General features: G+C 58.3%; 8 protein-coding genes. 4 read left to right on the forward strand and 4 right to left on the reverse strand.

Features of this window, described 5'->3' with window-relative positions; translation table 11 throughout:
• Window positions 1–257 precede the first annotated feature (257 nt).
• The 3 genes from K1Y02_02975 to K1Y02_02985 all read right to left on the reverse strand — a co-directional run bounded on the left by K1Y02_02975 (window position 258) and on the right by K1Y02_02985 (window position 5254).
• Window positions 258–1748 (reverse strand): oligosaccharide flippase family protein, encoded by a 1491-nt coding sequence (locus K1Y02_02975; GenBank protein MBX7255301.1) that lies wholly within the window; start codon window positions 1746–1748, stop codon window positions 258–260.
• Window positions 1745–2911, reverse strand: coding sequence for a glycosyltransferase (locus K1Y02_02980; protein ID MBX7255302.1), 1167 nt, complete (start codon window positions 2909–2911; stop codon window positions 1745–1747). The genes K1Y02_02975 and K1Y02_02980 overlap by 4 nt, the downstream gene beginning before the upstream one ends.
• A 63-nt stretch (window positions 2912–2974) precedes the next feature.
• Window positions 2975–5254, reverse strand: coding sequence for a DUF4838 domain-containing protein (locus K1Y02_02985; protein MBX7255303.1), 2280 nt, complete (start codon window positions 5252–5254; stop codon window positions 2975–2977).
• A 226-nt stretch (window positions 5255–5480) separates the two neighbouring features.
• Between K1Y02_02985 and K1Y02_02990 the strand changes: the two genes are divergently transcribed.
• From K1Y02_02990 to K1Y02_03000, 3 genes are all read left to right on the forward strand, one after another.
• Entirely contained in the window at window positions 5481–6866 is a 1386-nt protein-coding gene (locus tag K1Y02_02990) for a peptidase C45 (protein MBX7255304.1), read from the forward strand.
• A gap of 219 nt (window positions 6867–7085) precedes the next feature.
• The gene (locus K1Y02_02995) at window positions 7086–9059 is read left to right on the forward strand and encodes an NPCBM/NEW2 domain-containing protein (GenBank protein ID MBX7255305.1); all 1974 of its coding nucleotides are present in this window, start codon (window positions 7086–7088) and stop codon (window positions 9057–9059) included.
• A 217-nt stretch (window positions 9060–9276) separates the two neighbouring features.
• Entirely contained in the window at window positions 9277–11607 is a 2331-nt protein-coding gene (locus K1Y02_03000) for a hypothetical protein (GenBank protein MBX7255306.1), read from the forward strand.
• A 49-nt stretch (window positions 11608–11656) separates the two neighbouring features.
• Here the strand turns inward: K1Y02_03000 and K1Y02_03005 are convergent, their stop codons facing one another.
• On the reverse strand, window positions 11657–14791 hold the full coding sequence (locus tag K1Y02_03005) for an alpha-mannosidase (GenBank protein ID MBX7255307.1): 3135 nt from the start codon (window positions 14789–14791) through the stop codon (window positions 11657–11659).
• 185 nt (window positions 14792–14976) lie between these two features.
• On the opposite strand from K1Y02_03005, the gene K1Y02_03010 reads away from it, so the two are divergent.
• Window positions 14977–17772, forward strand: a complete 2796-nt coding sequence (locus K1Y02_03010; protein ID MBX7255308.1) for a hypothetical protein — start codon at window positions 14977–14979, stop codon at window positions 17770–17772.
• Window positions 17773–18220: the final 448 nt, after the last annotated feature.

Raw genomic sequence — 18220 nt, forward strand, 5'->3', positions numbered from 1 at the left:
GCGCACCTGTCCGGCAGGCTGTCCCCTGATTCGGATGCACTTTTAAGTAACTATCGGGATAGGCTTTACGTCACCCATACCCGTTTGAGAGAACCACAACGCCAGAATTCAAGAGTATCGTCAGAACCACCATATCGGTTCACCATTTCAGAGTACTCAGGGAGTGAGGAGCTTGTCAAGGAAAATTGCGTCTAGGCATATGATTAAATTGCGTTTTATGAAAAAACAATTCCAAACTGCCAGAGGTCTTCTTATAGCTATCTTCGGCTAACGATCACGCGAAACAGATTGCGCAAGTTACACAACCCCGTTGCTTCTAGGAATGACACGCCAAGTATCATAGAGATCACGCATGCGCCTAATGAAGTTGCGAGGGGCGCAGATTCGAATGCCGACGTTTGCCGCAGAGCAAGGCAGCCAGCGCCTAACGCAAGCGCGAGCAGACCGGATGCACAGGCGGCTCGGATGGGAATTCTGGGGGTAAGGAGTCGCCACACCGACCGTGTAGTCCAAGCGGCGGCGAGGCCGTGGGACAGGACCGTGGAGAGTGCGGCCCCGGCGATTCCCATACTCCAGATGAGTGGGATGGCCAGCAGCGTGTTGGTGAGGAGGGCCGCGACGATGGCCCAGCACGCGTCGCGCGCGGCCTCGACTCCGGCAAGGACATGCAGGTTCAGGAAGGTAACGAAGAAGAACAAGCTGCCAATGGCAAGAATGTTGAAGGCAAGCGGGGCTTGAAGCACGTCACCTCTAAAAAGCACCGTCATGAACACGTCGGAGAAGCAGGCGAGGAATACACCCATTGGCAGCATGAGCGCAACGGCGGCTTCGTACATGCGGGAAAGGCCATCGGCCAGTAAATCGCGCTCGTTGCGGAGCCAGAGTGTGCGTACCATCGGGAGAAATGGCTGCGCGCCCGCCATCATGAGCGTGTACAAGATAGTCACGGTGGGCACGGCGACCTGGTAGGCGGCGACTCCGCGGAAGTCGTGGGTGATTAGTGTGAGCATGAGGGTATCGATGTTGGCAAAGAGGACCACGCCACCAAAGGCGATGCTCAAATATTTCCCGTGGCTGAAGGATTCCCGCAGAAGGTCGGGCCGCCATGTGGACGGTGCGCGCAGCAATGGACGGTATGAAGCGAGAATTGCCGCGAATTGGAGCGCAATTGCCGCGACTGCACCGAGCACATAAGCCGGGGCAACGGCGGCGAGGCCCGCCCCCCAGTTCAGAAAGACCACCACCGTTCCTACGCAGACAACGGAGCGAATCAAGTCAGCCGCGTTGCGCCATGCGATGAACTGCAGCCCCAGAAGGGTTTGCTGCCCGACCTTGAAGAGGATAACGATACATGCGTGCAGGGCGAGGATGCGAAGGGTGAATACTCCCGCGGTGTTTTCCAAGGCCCACTGGGCGATGGGGCCCGCAAACACCCACACTTGTGCGGCGAGCGCGATGGCGACCAGACCTTGCGGGACGAGTGACCCCAGGAGCAGGGCCTTCATGGAGCGGTAGTCGCGAGCCTCGCGGAATTGCGTCACGTTGGGCGTGAGACCTGGATCGAAGCCGAAGGAAAAGAGCGGCTGAAGAATGGAGAAGAACGAGAAGGCCGCGTAGAAGAGTCCGAATTCCTCGTGGGAAAGCCTTCCATAGAGCACGACGCGCAGTACATAGAACAAGATTCCGCAGAGTACCGCCGCGGCCACGGACGAAACGGTGTGGTAGAGGTATTGGCGCGCGTAACTCATGAGGCGTGCGAGTCCAGCGCACACTTCAATGCGGCCACGAACGCGTCGGCGGTTCGGGCAACGGTGAACGGCGCGATAGCGTCGCGCGCGGCCCAGGTCATGGCCTCACGATCGGTGGTGTCGTCGAAAAACCGCAGCATGGCGTTACAGAGGGCCCGCGGATTACGCGAGGGCACGACGTATCCGTTGACGCCGTCCTGGAGCAAGTCGGGCGCCGCGCCGCAGACATCCGTAGCGAGCACGGGAAGGCCGCACGCGAGCGCCTCGTTGATGACGAGGCCCCAGATCTCGCTGCGTGATGGCAAGACGAGCAAGTCTGCGATGGCGTAGTACCGTGCCAGTTCCTCACGAGCAACGAATCCTTCGAAGCGCACCCTGTCGGTGATGCCGTGAGTGGCGCAGAACTCGCGGTATCCAGCTTCGCCGTTTCCGCTACCGACCAACAGCAACGTCGCATCCGAATGTTGCTTCGAAAATAGGGCGAAGGCATCAAGCAATTCCGGGACGCCTTTCAAGTCCAGGAGATTGCCCGCATATAGGATAAGGTGGCGGGTCGTAATCTCCAGGCGCGCGCGCGTTTCCGCACGAGGGACGGCTGCTGCGCGTTTTGCGAATTCGTCTATTTCGACGGTATTGTAGGCGAGCATGGTGCGTTCGGGAGCCGCGCCGAGCGAAACGAGGTATTCCTTAGCCCGGGTGCCGTATGCAAGCCATGCCGTGGCGCTCTTCACGAGCCAGCGCACGATCGGCAACGTGGCGCGACGGAGGCGTGTATCTTCGGCGGCGGTGCTGCCGCTCCATAGGATGAACGGGACATGGGTAAGGCGCGCGTGAAGCGCGGTGTAGAAGGCCGCGGGCGTATCCCACGCGCAGAAGATAATGGCGTCATACCGGTTTCGAATAAGATCGAAGGGGAGCGTGGGATTGAGCAGGATGACGTTGTATCGGCTGCCGAGTGGGATTAGGAAATGCGGCACTCTACGCAGGCGGAAACCCGCCTCTGGGGCGTCGGCGGGCCAGTCGCGCACCGCGCGAATATCTCCAAGAATCCACACGTCGAGGTCCATCCGCGTCGCGAGTTCCCGAAAAAGGGGAATCCGAAACGGAGACAGGAAGTTGTGGATTAGCAGTACGCGAGGCTTTGTGTCGTTAGGCTCTCCCATACGTGCGAATGGTAGGTCCGGCTGACACTGAATTCAACGCTTTACACTTGACCGCACCGGACTCTACGATTTGTCGCGGACAAAGAAGATTCGGTCGACATAGACCGCATCTATGGCGTCGGGGTTGTTCAACGGCGCTACCCAAACGTATACGTCCGTGGTGAACGTGTGCGTACCCAGATCCACGGTGCAATAGCCTTTGGCTGCGTCATCGGCCGCTACTGTGCGTTGCGCCAGCGCGGTCTTGCCTGCATTATCGTAAATGCCCACGACCAGTGCCCCGCCCGTCGCTCCGGCTCTGACGTCGCACCGTACGACGACATAAGCGTGCGCTTTCCCGAGGTCTACAACTTCAGGTTCGACAGGATATTGGACAGCCCACTGCGTGTGATTGGAGGGCATGCGAGCCGTTCGGCCATCCGAAGCCGAGGGATCGTCCGCAATGTTCGCCCACTCGCCCGGATTGGCAAGGCGAAACTGATTGTCTTGAACGTCGATGAAATCGGCAGGGTCCAGTCCCTTGCACAATTCCGGAAGTATCCCGGCCGGGCGATACCGGTCATGCAGCAGCTCCTCGTAGTGCGAGAACGGACCGCCTTCGCTGTAGCTGCCCGCATCGAAGAGGTGCGCCCGCGCAATGTATTGCTCGAGCAACTCTTCGGGTTTCTCGGGGCCACGGAACGGCTTGTCTTCCCGCATGGCCATGCGCTTAAGAGGACGGTAATTCATGAGCCACGTGTGATCGAGCGGCATACGGGCGCGCTGAACGCGCGCCAGCAACTCGGGGTTGCCTGCCACGCGCTTCTCTGCTTCGTTGAACAGTTCGGTTGCCTGGTTGATGTCATCGAGACCAAACCACTCGGAGGTGTTGTGCATGTAACAACGCAAATACGTGCCATTGCGCTCGACCGCATTGTGGATGAGATCAATGTATTGCTGGACGGGTTCGGCGGCGGGGCCGTAGTAACCACTCAAAAACTCGGCAATCAATGCTTTGTCATCACGCGAAGGGTCCCACATCAGGTGCGCGAAGAGCCAAGCGCGGAGTTCGGGGAAGTCGCTGATAGAACAGCCCGCATCGCCCTGCTCGAACAAGCCCACGGCCTTGTGCTCGACAAAATAGCGGATGTTGGGAGCAAGTACGCGTAAATTGGGATGGGGAAGGAGGTAGTTGGAGAAGTTCGTCACATAGTCCCACACATAGAGCTGGTGGGCGATACCGCTCCAATCGCGCATGTCTTTCTGAAACGATTCGTTCTGGGGACCCGTTCCCAGCGGCTGCGAGAAGGAGCATTCGATCGAACAGAGCCGGATCAGCACGTTCTTGCGAGGCCGGGCGGTTTTTGGCGCTTGCCGGGTGTAGCTGTACGCGAGTGTCTCGATAAGCGCGTCGGGGAACTCTTTCTCGATTTCCTCGGCAACGGCGTTTACAAAGTGAATGACAGGACCCGATGCCGCGCCTTCCGCGTCTTGAAGGGCCTGGCACTTGGCGCATTGGCAGGGGCCGTGGCAGTCGTTCTGGCTAATGGAGATAATGCCGGAAGTTGGGTCTTTGCGAATCCATTCGAGCGCGTTCTTGACGAATTCAGCTCTCATTTCCTCATTGGTGAGACAGAGCTGGGCGTTCTCGGTGGTGCGTTTGCCGCCAATTTCGCTGTACCACTCGGGGTGCGCCTCGAAATACTTCTCCGGCGGCAGGATCTGGTAGAAGGTGTGGCACCATCCAAGGATGGAATAGTGGCCGCCATATTCGGGCGTTATCTGCTCGAAGTGCCCGTTGCACTTGCTACGCGCGGCATAGACGCCGTCAAACGCGCCTCGATAGAAGGCTTCGCGGCAACGTAGTTTGGGCACGTAGACGAGGTCGAGGGCGGGAATCTCCAAGTCCGGCTTCTTTGGAGTGTAGCTTTCGTAAGAAGTCCACCAGCGGCAGCCCACGGTGTCTTCAAGGAACGTGTAGACAGCGTAAAGCGTGCCGCGCGGTTTGTCGCCAGCGAGATAGAGCGATTCGCCGGCCGTCTTGATGAAGATCCCGTCGTGCTTCAGTGATTCGAGGTCGAAGTTAGGAAAGGCTTCCCGGAAAAGCTGTCCGGGGCCGACGACGATACGCTTGGTTCCGGCCGCTTCAGGTGTACCCTCGACGGCGATGGGCAGCGTGCATCCCGTGACTTGTGCCAAGTGGCTCTGCAATTCCGTTGCAGCCGTCGATTCGGATGGTATCGTGTCCGCGGGGACAACGATGGTGTAGGCGGATTGGCCGTTGGTGGCGATGGGCAGTCCGGCAGCATTTGCGGACAAGATCGTAAGGGCGGCGAAGACGCTGACCGATAATACAGTACGCATGGACCGTGCTCCACGTTGCGGAAGTTGTTGGATCCCCCCATGCGCGCATAGTAAAGGCGGGGGCACTCCATTTCAAAGGGCTCTGCTCAAGGCGATGTGTCGCATACATCCTACAGAGTGAATATGCGGCGCTTTTGCGGTTCAGGTTGAGGCGGAATTCGCGTAGAATGAAGCGTCTGACCTGGATCGTCCGGTCGGCGCCAATTGCTCTTCAAGGGGACTCGCCATGAAACGCTTCGGGACTATCTTCACACTCTGCATTATCTTGGCTATCGCCGGTTGCGGTAAATCGGCTCCGGTAGCTGCACCTGACGGTGCTGTAACGAAGGGGACACCCGAACAGACTTCGCCGCCGGCTCCCGCCGCGGAACCTGCATCCCCGCCAGCGCAAGCGAACGTCAACACCTCGCAGACGGCGGCCAAGACCGAAGCGGCATTGAGCGCGGAACCGGCCGCCGAACGCACCTTGCCCGCCGGGCATTGGCTGGAAGGAACGAGCAAAGAACTTGACATGCTCGACGCGATAATTGCCCCGGCCGCGCCACGAAAGTTGCTGGCCGAATCCGGACCAGCCTACCTGGAACAGATTGGCCTGGCGCGCGTGCTGCATTTGAAGGGCACCCATTACGAAATGGGGAAGCAGCACGGGACGTTGATGAAAGAGGAGATTCTAGCTGCTGCAAATCTGATTAAGACGATTGGCGCGTTTGAGTGGAAAGAAAACTACCAAGTGAGCATCCGCGAGGCATGGACGCGGACCAGCCCGTTCATTCCCGACAAGTACAAGGACGAAATTCGTGGGATGGCCGAAGCGATCGGGTTGACGGAAGAAGACGTGCAGAACTTCACAATCTTTCCCGAATTGTTCCATTGCAGCGGCTTTGCCGTGTGGGGCAAGGCGACCGAGGATGGTTCCTTGCTTCATGGGCGCGTCCTGGACTACATGCGCGATGCGGGTCTCGACAAGTGGGCTTTGGTCATCATCCAAGAACCCGAAGGAGCTAATGCGTTTGTGAATGTCGGGTATTCGGGCACAATCGGCAGCGTGACCGGGATGAACATGCAGCACGTGGCCATTGGTGAGATGGGCGGAAGAGGCGAAGGTCAATGGGACGGAATGCCCATGACGTTGCTGCTGCGCGAATGCCTGGAATCGGCGAACACGCTGGACGACGCGCAACGCATCATGTCCGAGAGCAAGCGCACGTGCGAGTACTACTACGTCATCAGCGATTCGAAAGCCAACAACGGGCGCGGCGACGCGGTCGGTGTGGCGGCAACGCCGGAGCAAATCCAGTTCATCCATGCCAACGAGTTCAACGAACGGTTGCCAAGGCCGGTTGAAGACGCGGTTCTGTTGTCCGCAGACGACCGCTACAACTGTCTCGCGGACCGCGTCCAGAAGATGTACGGCAAGATAAATCCTCAAGTCGGAATGGATATCATGGCGCGGGGCGTGGCAATGAAGAGCAACATGCACAACGCTCTGTTTAAGCCTGCAACGTTGGAGATGTGGGTAGCCAACTCGACGGTGAAAGAACCGGCCTGCAACTTGCCGTACACGTACTTCAACCTGAAGGAACTACAGGAACAGCGCCCCTCAGCGCAATAGCGATATTCCGAAGTGTTGTGAGGACACGCACTCGAATCGGATGCCTTGTCCTGTGGCACTGCCGTCCCCAGGACGAGAGCGATCCCGTGCTGTTTGCGGCATGACTGGTTTGCGGTGGTTCCAATCCCGTTAGCTTTCAAAAGACGGCGGGTTGCGGGTTTGGGGCAGGGTCACTACGATAGAGCGAATGGGCGAATAGCGCTCCGGGGGGTACGACGCATGGCGAACCAGAATCGACTAGCTCTTATAACCTTGGCGTGCATTGCGGCGCTCTCGCTGAATGCGTATGCCGACTCGGCGAAACTGAGCGCTCTCGATTTATCCAAGATGCGGCAAGGCTGGGGCGAACCGCAGGTGAACCAATCCCTCATGGGTGGGACGCTTTCGATTGCGGGGAAGAAGTTCACGCACGGTGTGGCCACGCATGCTACCAGTGCGCTGTGGGTGGATCTCGGCGGATCTGCCAAGGAATTCACCGCATTTGTGGGCGTGGACGACACGGCCATTCGCGGTAAAGCATCGGTAGAGTTTGTGGTGATTGGTGATGGTAAACGGCTGTTCAAGTCGGGCGTCATGCATCAAGGGGAAGCGGCAAAAGAGGTCCGTGTCGACCTGCGCGGGATGAAGACACTGTTGCTTCTCGTGAACGACACGGGCGACGGAATCAATCACGATCATGCCGACTGGGCGGAAGCGCAATTCAAGTACGACAAGCGGGCGCCTGAATCCGTTGCGGCTCCGTCTGAGGAAAAGGTGATTCTAACGCCGAAACCCGGTCCGGAACCTCGGATAAATGGACCAAAGGTATACGGATGCCGTCCCGGGCATCCCTTCATTTACCGCATACCCACGACGGGCGAACGGCCCATGGAATTTGCGTGCGAGAACCTTCCCGCCTCGCTCACGTTGAACGCGCAATCGGGCATCGTGACCGGAATCGTGCCGGATGCTGGCGAGTACGCGGTGACACTGCGCGCGAAGAACACGCACGGCGAGGCATCGCGCACATTCAAGATTGTTGCGGGCGACACGTTGGCGCTGACTCCGCCGATGGGCTGGAATCATTGGTACGCGCACTACAACCGCATCACCGATGCAATGATGCGCGAGGCCGCGGATATTATGGTGTCAAGCGGGATGGCGGACGTGGGATACCAGTTCGTGAGCATCGACGACTGCTGGATGAACGCAGACAAGCATGACGATCCCATGCGCGTGGGGCCCGCGCGCGACGCAAACGGGAACGTGCTACCCAATAAACATTTCCCCGACATGAAGGCGTTGACGGACTATATCCACGCGAAGGGGTTGAAGGCAGGCATCTATATTTCGCCGGGACCGCGCACGTGTGCGGGGTTCACGGGGAGCCTGGGCTACGAAGCGCAAGACGCCCAGCAGTTCTCGGACTGGGGATTCGATTTGCTCAAGTATGATTTATGTTCGTACGGCGACGTTATCGGTAAGACCGTTACCGTAGAGGCGCTGAAGGTTCCCTACCAATTGATGGGCGACTTGTTGAAAGCGCAAGATCGCGATATCCAGATGAACCTGTGCGAATACGGTTTGGGAGACGTATGGGAATGGGGCGCGGAAGTGGGCGGGCAATCGTGGCGCACGAGCGGCGACCTCGGATTCGAACTGAACCGAATCTTCGAAGTGGCGCTGGAGAATGCCAAGCACGCCGAGTTCTCGCGACCGGGAAGCTGGAACGATCCTGACTATATTCAGATTGGGTACATTGGCGACGCACGCACAAACGGAAATCCGAAGCCGTGCGACCTCACGCCCAACGAACAATACGCGTTCATATCGCTGTGGAGTCTCATGGCGTCGCCGTTGTTTTACAGCGGAGATATGTCGAAGCTCGACGAGTTTACGATCAACGTGCTGTGCAATCCCGAAGTCATCGATATCGACCAAGACCCACTAGGCCAGTGCGCGCGGGTTGTTCCGCTGGACGAGGACTCTTTCGTGATGGTGAAGGATCTTGAGGATGGGTCGAAGGCGGTAGGTTTCTTCAATCGGGGCGAATTTGAAGCGCGCTTGTCGGTGGAGTGGAAAACCCTTGGGATTACCGGCTCGCAGAGACTGCGTGATGTGTGGCGCCAGAAGGACCTGGGCGACGCGACGGAGAAGTTCGATGCCACAATCGGGCGGCACGGTGTGGTGCTGCTGAAAGTGACGAAGAAGTAGGCAGAACGCTGTGAGGGGTGTATCGGAAGTCGTGACCCCGCCAGAAACGGCATTTCAAATTTGAAATTTCAGATCTGAGATCTGAATTCTAGTCGCTGAAGTCGTCTTATTAATCAAGTGAGCAGCCAAATACCTCCTGCGGAAGCCATATGAAGACGGCAATGAACTTCGCAGAAGCGAGTGAAGGCGGGACGGTTCGGGTGAGAGGAAATCAGACATGCAAGAATCCGAGAGTGGCAAGCTGTTTGGAACGCAGACGTGGTATCTCATGGGCGCGGCGTTCTTCCTGGTCCTCTCGCTTGTCTCGCCATCTGCGGGCGCAGAAGCGGCAGTTCCATATTCGGAAGCGCTCCGCAGTGCGGCAATCACGCTCGACTCGTTGCAGAGTCCAATCAACGATGCGCTTATCATCGGCAACGGCGACGTTAACGCGCTTGTGTTCGCCGATAAGGACGACTTGGTCATTCGCATCACCAAGAACGACGTGTGGGATGCGCGACTCGACTCCCCGCTCGACCCGCCCTTGCCAACGCTGAAACGGTTGTTGGAGCTAAAGGACCGCGATTGGAAGTCCGATGACCGAATCTTGCCCGAAGGCAGCGAATGGAAGGGGCCTGACTCGTATCATGCGCACGCGTATCCATGCCCGAGGGCGTGCGGTGTGTTGCGTGTGAAAGGGGCGGCGCGCGGAAAGTACACGGCTACGCTGTCTATCGATACCGCCACCATAGAAGTACGCGGCGACCACGGCGCGTACCGCATCTACGTTCCTGCGGGACTCAACGCGATCTTGGTGGAAGTCACGGATGGCGATTCCTCCTTGACGGTAGAGCTAGAGCCGATTCACTCAGATGACATACCTGAACCCGAGACAGACCGCGGTGTAGACGAGCAATTGGTAAAGCAGGTCTTGCCCGGCGACGAGGACTGGCCCGGGATGAAGTTTGCCGTCGCCGCGAAGACAGACGGCGGGAAGTGCGCGGCGGTCGCCGTGTGCACATCGCTCGAAGCGGGCGAATATCTGGCTGCGGCGAAGCAGACTACGGTGATTGCGCTTTCCGGACGAGAATCGCTGCTGAAGAGCCATAAGGAGATGTGGGCCAAGTTTTGGAGCCGCAGCGGCATTGAACTGCCGGACGCGCTGCTGCAATCGGTGTGGTACCGCAACCTGTACTTCTTGCGATGCGTGTCGAAACCGGGCGTCGTAAGTACGGGGCTGTTTGCGGGACTTCTTAACGACAAGCCGGAATGGCACGGCGACTATCACACCAATTACAACATTCAGCAGACGTATTGGGGAACATTCGCTGCAAATCAATGCGACTTGGCGGAACCGTATGACCGGCTGATGACGGAGTATTTGCCGCGCGCGCGTTGGCTGGCGCGACAGATCTTCGACATGGAAGGCGCCTACTTTCCGCATGTGCTGTTTGCGTATGAGCCTCCGGACCCTACACTGTGCAAATCGCCGGTCGGACGGCAATATATCCATCACGTGTGGGGTATGACGCAGGGCGTAAATGGATTCAGTGTGCAGCCGATTTGGTGGCACTACAAGTATGACCCGAGCCGCGCGTTTCTGGAGACGAAGGCCTATCCCGCGGTACGCGATGTGGCCGACTTTCAAGCAGCGTTTGTGGAGCAGTGCGAGCGTGTTGGTGACAAGGCCGTACTTGCTCCATCGGTTTCACCGGAACACTGGGGCTGGACGAAACACTTCGAGAAGAATCGTGATTGCGCCTTCGACATAGCGATGTACCGGTATATCTTCGATGCGGCCGTTGAAGGCGCGACGACATTGAACTGCGACGCGAATCGTGTCGAACGTTGGAAGAAGGCAAAGGCTCTCTTGCCCGACTATCCGCAAAGCGCGCAGGAGCCGCGCGTGGTTGTGGATGTGGCAGGCGCGGCTCCCACCGAATACAACATCCCGGTGCCCACAACACCGGTGTTCCCGTGCGATGTGGTGACTTGGGAGTCGCCGAAAATGGATCAGGATTTGTTCCGCACAACGCTGGCCAACCTGAAACACAACGGCAACAATGCGCCCATTATGCTGGCGGCGGCGCGCGCGCGGTTAAGCACACCTGACGCGTACGATTTCCTTCGGAACGAACTTCAACAGCGAGCCCGGCGCAATGGCACACTGTCTTTCAACACGATTCAGAGCGGGCACAAGTTCAATGACTTCGGGCATTACACGGAGATGTTTGGCGCAGTACTGCCAGTCTCCGAACTGTTGATTCAGAGCGCTGGCGGCACGATTCGCCTATTTCCGGCGTGGCCCAAGGATAAGGATGCTGCGTTCGCGACACTGCGGACAGAAGGCGGCTTCCTCGTGTCAGCGGAATTTCGCGCTGGCCGGGTAACCAACGTGCGCACTGAGAGCACCGCAGGCGGTGACTTGAAGATGCTATCTCCGTGGGAAAAGGGCGAAGTCAGCAGCGACAGCGGCACAACGTGGAGCGTTTTGACTCTCGACAGCGCGGGCGTGATGCGAATGCCCACGAAACCGGGAGACGTGCTGCTGCTACGGCCGATCGGCTGAGGCGCACAACAGCAGGGTTTAGCGTTTTCCAGATCCGCCAGTCTGAATTCTACGCAAATACGACCTTGAACGTCCTGATCTCGAACGGCTTAATGAAGAACCGCACGTTGTTGCCCTGCGGTTTCACGCTCACGTCGTTCTCTTCCATCAGATCGCATTCCGTGACCTTCTTGGGGCGGCGTCCGAACGTCAGGGTGGCGTCGCCGCGCTGCCCGTGCGCCTCAAACACGCGCACGATGATTGCATTCGAGTCCTCGTGCTTTTTCACCGCGTCGATGATCACGTTCTCCACGTCGATACTTGCAAACGCATCCACCGCCGGCAATGTCCCGCGCGACTTCGGTGCGGATACGGCCAAAAGGGGGACGTTCAATTCGTAACCTTGCCGTACCGCGCCGTTGCGCCAGCCCCATGCGTGCGGGTAGAGCGAATACGTGAACTCATGGAAGCCCTCGTCCGCGATCGGATCGGGATCGATAGAGGAACGAAGCAACGACAGGCGCAAGACATTGCCCTTCACGTCATATCCGTATTTGCAGTCATTCAGCAACGTAACGCCGTAATCGCCTTCGGAAATGTCGGCCCACCGGTATGCGGGCACTTCGAACCGGGCGCGATCCTGCGGCCAATTGTTGTGGGTATTGCGTTCGATGGCCGCGTACGGGATTTCGAAGGTGGCGCGTTGTGCGCGCACGTCGACCGGAAACGCCACCTTTAGCAGCGTGCGTTTCTCGTGCCAATCGACACGCGTGACAAAATCCACGCGCGGCGACGCCGCGTAGAGAGTGACATCTTGCGTGAACGTGCTTTTTTCGGTCTTGCGTACGATGCGCACGACAGCGCGTACCGGTCCGCTTTCGACAACTTCGATGCTTTCCGTCGACTGGGGTTCCCACATGACGGCCTCGAAGTTGTGGTCAATGTCCCACGCATCGTGCAACCAGGGCCGGTCTTCGAAGAGCTGGAGCACATTGCCGCGCTGCCCCTTGGGCAGCACCTCGCGCCGCTCGACTTGATCAAAGATGCTCGTGAGGCAGCCTCTCTTGTCGAACCGGATGCGGAGATACGGGTTCTCCATCCCTGTCGTGCTCGCCTTGAGAAAATGACTCGGTTGCGCCGCGTTGCGACCTTGTACGATTCGATAGGTTGAGTAACCCAAAGGCGGAACCCCGTTTGCTTCAATCAGCAACGATCCGTCTTCCGCAACCTGGTGCGGCGTGGCTTCACCCGTGGGGCCGACCACAGCGAAATCGACGTCGGGAAGGTTCGTCTTGACTTGGGCCGTGTCTGCGCGTACCCAGCCCAGCGTGTTGAACACGACGACGGGCGCGCCTTCGCCGGATGTGTCAATCCCGCGCAGAATAGAGGCAACCGCGGTATCGCGCACGTCCTCCGCTTCCTTGCGCGCGGCGGCATAATCGATATCAGCCTGCGTGTATACCTCCGTGATCGACGAACCGGGAAGAATGTCGTGGAACTGATTCGTCAAAACGGCTTTCCACGCATTCCACAACTTCGCGTTGTCGTATTTGCCGCCTTTCATCAGCGAAAGCACACTCAGGAATTCCGTGTCGCGCAACAGCACTTCGCACTTCCGATTGTTGCGTTTCGTGCGCGCTTGCGTCGTTTGGCAGCCGCGATGCAATTCCAGGTAGAGCTCGCCGTTGAATACAGGAAGCGCCTTGTCGCGCGCTTTTTGCCGCATACGTTCCACGCAGTCCGAGATGCGACCGAATTCGCATTGGGGCACACCGGTAATGTCTTTCAAACGTCTGCCATGTTCGATCATGTTCATGGTGGGGCCGCCGCCTCCGTCGCCCCAACCAAACGGATACGGCAACTCGTCGACGAGTTCCTTCTGCTTGAACAGCTTCCACTGCTTAATGCACTTCTCGGGAATCGGATTGCCGTTGTAGTTCAACGGCGGCATGATCGCGAACACGCGCGAACCGTCCGCGCCTTCCCACTCGAACATGCTGTATGGGAACTGCGTCATGCGGGACCAGTCGATCTTGGTTGTAACGAATGCGGTGAGTCCGGCCTTGCGGATGATCTGCGGCAGCGACCACATATAGCCAAACGAATCGGGGACCCATACGATGGTGGAGCGCTTGCCGAATTCGCGCTCGTAGAACCGGTTGCCATAGAGGTACTGACGCACCATGGATTCGCCGGAAGGGACATTGTGATCGGGTTCGCACCACGGCGCGCCACACAACTCCCAGCGGCCTTCCTTCACGCGCTGCTTGATGCGCGAGTAGAGTTCGGGGTAGTGCGTCTTGATCCATTCGTACTGAACCGGCTGACTGCATGAAAAGTGGAACTCCGGATAGCGTTCCATAAGGGTCAGCATCGTGGAAAATGTGCGCGCGCATTTGCGTTGCGTCTCCCGCAACGGCCACAACCACGCCGTGTCAATGTGCGCATGGCCGGCCAACACCAGCTTGCCCATGTCGGTGTCGGCCCCGAAGTCGCGCAAGCCTCGGCGCAAAGTGCGTTGCGCCCGGGCGATCGAGTCGAAGTAGGATGCTTCGCCAATATGTTGCAGGTCCACGCCGCGCACACACTCATCCAACAACGCCATGAGATGACGGGCGCGCGACGTGTCCTTCTCGAGTTGTTCCCATACTTCGTACACGACGGTGCAGTCCCAATAAAAGTCCCACACCAGCGGATTCATGACCGCGATATCGGCGTAGGCAAAGACGTGGCGCAGATCGTGGCGCGTGCTCGGGCAGGTTTCGAGGACAATCTCGAAGGTCTCGCCTCCGCGCGCCTTCTCTGTGAGGTACAGTTCCTCGTGATTGCGGTCCAATCCCTGGAACGGCACTCCGTTGACATAGGCGAGCGCTTCGCCGCCTTCATTCATGTCGGGTGCATCGGGTACGAACGAGGCCCGCGCCGTGCGCACGAATGCCACGACCCGTTGGCCTTTCATGGAAGGGGGAATCGTGACGTTCATGCGGAACCACGTTGTCTGATCGAAGCCGCCCCACATTCCCAGCACCTTGAACGGTTTCCAACCCGTTTGAGGCGCGCGCTCCGGGCCTTTACCCAACCCCGTGACGCAGATCTCGAGATTGCCGATGGGTTGGCGCTGGCTATAAATGGTCTTCCCGATATCCGAGATCCGATTATGGATCTGGACAGCTTCAATATGGCGTTCTGATTCAAAATACGGCATTGAGTAGAGGTCCTTTGGAAAGTAGGGGGAAACTTGAAGGAATAGTATAGCGGCGAGCAGGGCAATGAAGAAAGTGATCGCTCGCGGTTTTCCATTTCTTCGGCGAATCGCGTAAAATCACGCCCCTGCAACGGGCCGCGCGGTACTTGGGGCAACAGCAACACACTACGTTTAGGGGAAGGCCAATGAGCCGAGGATACGAGATTCACGTCATCGCAAATACGCACTGGGACCGGGAATGGCTCTACAACTTTCAGGAAACCCGGCAGATGCTGGTCGAATTGATGGACCTGCTGCTGGACGTGCTGGACAAGGAACCGCGCTATAAGTCGTTTCTTCTGGACGGCCAATCCGTGCCCATCGAAGATTACCTCGAAATACGCCCGGAGAACCGTGCGCGTCTCGACAAGCACGTCGCGGACGGGCGGCTGCTGATCGGACCGTGGTACACGTTGCCGGAATGCTTCACGGTGAACGGCGAGTCCTTGGTGCGCAATCTCACCTACGGTCACCGAGTCTCGCGCGAACACGGCGGTGTGATGAAAGTCGGTCATACGGCATTTTCGTACGGACAGAACTCGCAGATGCCCCAGATTTATCAAGGGTTCGGCGTCGAGGTGATGCTGTTTTACCACGGCGTCTCCCACGACCAGGTCGCCAACGAGTTCATTTTTGAGGCCGCCGACGGCACGCGCATTCTCGGTTCGCAGATGAGTTCGGGCGCGCGCTACAACTTCTATCACAATGTGTATCGTCCCGCCGTGTTTGGCAAGGATATTACCGAACGGCTGTATCGGTGGACCGAAGGGGGGTTGCCTTTCCACTTGTGCCGCGAAGATCGCAGCATGGGCCATCACATCCTGCTCGACCCCGTGCGCGGCTTTGACAAAGAGCGCGCGCGGCAGTGCATCAAGGCGCTGCGGGATAAGGAAGCGGACATCGCGACGACACCGTATCTCGCGTTCATGATGGGCCACGACAGCAGCATTCCTGATCTCGTCGAGATGGACCTTATCGACGAGGCACGGAAGGTGCTCAACGGCGACACCATTTTGCACAGCCGGTTGCCCGATCTTGTTGAGAAGGTTAAGAAAGCCGCCAAGAATCTGAAGGTCCTGAAGGGCGAACGCCGCACGCCGGTGTTGATGAATCAGCGCATTCACCTGTACAGCGATGTGCTTTCGAGCCGCACGCGCATAAAGCGTTTGAACGCGCTTACGGAACAGGCGTTGCAGCGCTGGGCCGAGCCTTTTGCCGTGCTTGCATGGCAACTGGGCGCGGCGTTCCCCGCGTCGTCGCTCGACCTTGCCTGGAAAACACTGCTGAAGAGCCAGCCGCACGACAGCATATCAAGCAGCGGTATCGACGACATCGAGCGCGACGTGCGCGACCGGTTGAGGCAAGCGATCAATCTGTCCGATTCGGTGCTTGCGCGCAGCCTGCAACACATTCAGAGGCGCATTGACAATTCGGGCGCCGGGACGGATGAGGTGCTGGTAACGGTGTTCAACGCGTCGCCGAGGCCACGAACGGAAGTGGTGACGGCGGTGGTTGACGTGCCGAATACAAGCGCGATGAGCGGTTTCGAAGTGGCAGACGCCGGCGCGAAACGAAAAGCAGAGCCGGTGCAGCTTGCTACGCGGAAGCCTCACTTTGCGGTTGTGAACCACGCGGCTGACGCAACCTACATGCTCGAAAGCGAACAGGTGAAGTTTCACTTCGAGGCGAAAGACATTCCCGCGTTTGGTTACAGCACGTTCAAGCTTGTCCCAACAAAGACGTTCGGGCGCGGCGGACTCGTGTGTGGGCGCAACGCGATGGAGAACGAGCACCTGTGCGTTGTCATCAACGAAGACGGTACCTTCTCCGTTTTGCACAAGGCCACGGGGCAGTGGTACGACGGCCTGAATAGTTTTGAAGACGGCGGTGAAGTGGGCAATGCTTGGATGCATATCGAGCCTGCTATCGACCGCATTGTGTCGAGCATCGGCGCTCCGGCATCCATCGCGCTGGAGGAAAACGGGGCGATGCTGGCGCGTTACCGCATTGAGTACGACATGACAATCCCTGCGACGTTTGACGAAGCGGGTGGCGACGCGTGGCGGCGGCTTGACGGCGGCGGCAGTTCGGCTCGGCGCAGCGAAGAGACAGTATCGTTGCGCATTACTTCGTATGTCACGCTGCGAAAAGGCGCCCGGTCCGTTGAAGTGACGACGCGGTTCAACAATACCGCGAAGTATCACCGTCTGCGCGTGCTCTTCCCAACGGACCGCAACACAAATGTATGCCATGTGGAGACTCCGTTCGATGTAGTCGAGAGACAGGCCGAACCCGGCGCGGACAGTCCCTGGCAGGCGGCCAACGCAACGTTCCCGATGCAGCGGTTTGTGGATGTGAGCGACAAGCGCGGCGGGTTGGCGATTATCAACGACGGCTTGCGCGAGTACGAGGTGATGCCGGGCGAAGAACGAACCATTGCGATCACGTTGATGCGCGCGTACGAAATCGCGTTGACGACTGTGAGCAAGCGGTGGGAGCGGCATCCGGAGATGGAGTTGTCGCAGTGTCCGGGCGAGCACGAATTCCGGTATCTGGTCTTCCCGCACGCAGGCGCGTGGGATCAGGGCGATGTCTATACCGAGGTCGAACGGTTGAATGTTCCGCTTGAATTGGCCCAAGCCGGTCCTCACAAGGGTGACCTGCCTCAACGCGCGAGCTTCATCGAAGTCACGCCCGTGAATGCCGTTGTCAGTGCAATGAAACAATCCGAGGACGGCAAGTCGCTCGTATTGCGGCTCTTCAATCCAACGACGAAGTCGATTCATGCAACGATCAAGACGCACGCAAAGCTTCGCTCTGCGCAGTTGGTTACGCTTGAGGAGACGAGCGCGAAGAAGCTCACGGTTCAAGCCAAGTCCGTGAAAGTCCCCATGGGGCCGAAGAAGATTGTGACGGTGAAACTCGACCTTGGCAGAGTCTAATTCGGTTTTCAGTGACGAAAAGAGACGCGCCGGCACTGGCAATGCCGGCGCGTCCTAATTTGGAGACGATTACCGAATCCAGGCGTCACGTCACCTTTTTCGCCGGCTTAACCGGTACCAGCGCCGCCGGAGCCGGCAGTCTCGTCTTTGATACTTCCTTCACGTGTTTCATTTGAAGTCCTCCTGTTTGGGACAGGTTGATAGGCTCCTTTTCAAACTGAAAGGGCGCCTTGCGATTGAGGCGATTGCTTCACCCTGCCTTTTTCACAGGCTTGGCGGGAACGGCTCCGGCCGGCGCGGGTAACTTTGCCTTGGACAATTCCTTCACATGCTTCATCCTTTGATCTCCATTCTGGGATTCACCCATTAACTACATGTGAACACTCTGGACGCCTTGCGGAAATCATCGTAGACTGGGGAGCGCAATCTGTCAATGGGCGGAAAAGGC

It is taken from the genome of Candidatus Hydrogenedentota bacterium (assembly GCA_019695095.1).
Taxonomy (GTDB): Bacteria; Hydrogenedentota; Hydrogenedentia; order Hydrogenedentales; family SLHB01; genus JAIBAQ01.

Bases quoted from the DNA above. Each gene is read 5' to 3' on its own strand.
- K1Y02_02975 (MBX7255301.1), bottom strand. From the start codon at position 1,748: ATGAGTTACGCGCGCCAATACCTCTACCACACCGTTTCGTCCGTGGCC.
- K1Y02_02980 (MBX7255302.1), bottom strand. From the start codon at position 2,911: ATGGGAGAGCCTAACGACACAAAGCCTCGCGTACTGCTAATCCACAAC.
- K1Y02_02985 (MBX7255303.1), bottom strand. From the start codon at position 5,254: ATGCGTACTGTATTATCGGTCAGCGTCTTCGCCGCCCTTACGATCTTG.
- K1Y02_02990 (MBX7255304.1), top strand. From the start codon at position 5,481: ATGAAACGCTTCGGGACTATCTTCACACTCTGCATTATCTTGGCTATC.
- K1Y02_02995 (MBX7255305.1), top strand. From the start codon at position 7,086: ATGGCGAACCAGAATCGACTAGCTCTTATAACCTTGGCGTGCATTGCG.
- K1Y02_03000 (MBX7255306.1), top strand. From the start codon at position 9,277: ATGCAAGAATCCGAGAGTGGCAAGCTGTTTGGAACGCAGACGTGGTAT.
- K1Y02_03005 (MBX7255307.1), bottom strand. From the start codon at position 14,791: ATGCCGTATTTTGAATCAGAACGCCATATTGAAGCTGTCCAGATCCAT.
- K1Y02_03010 (MBX7255308.1), top strand. From the start codon at position 14,977: ATGAGCCGAGGATACGAGATTCACGTCATCGCAAATACGCACTGGGAC.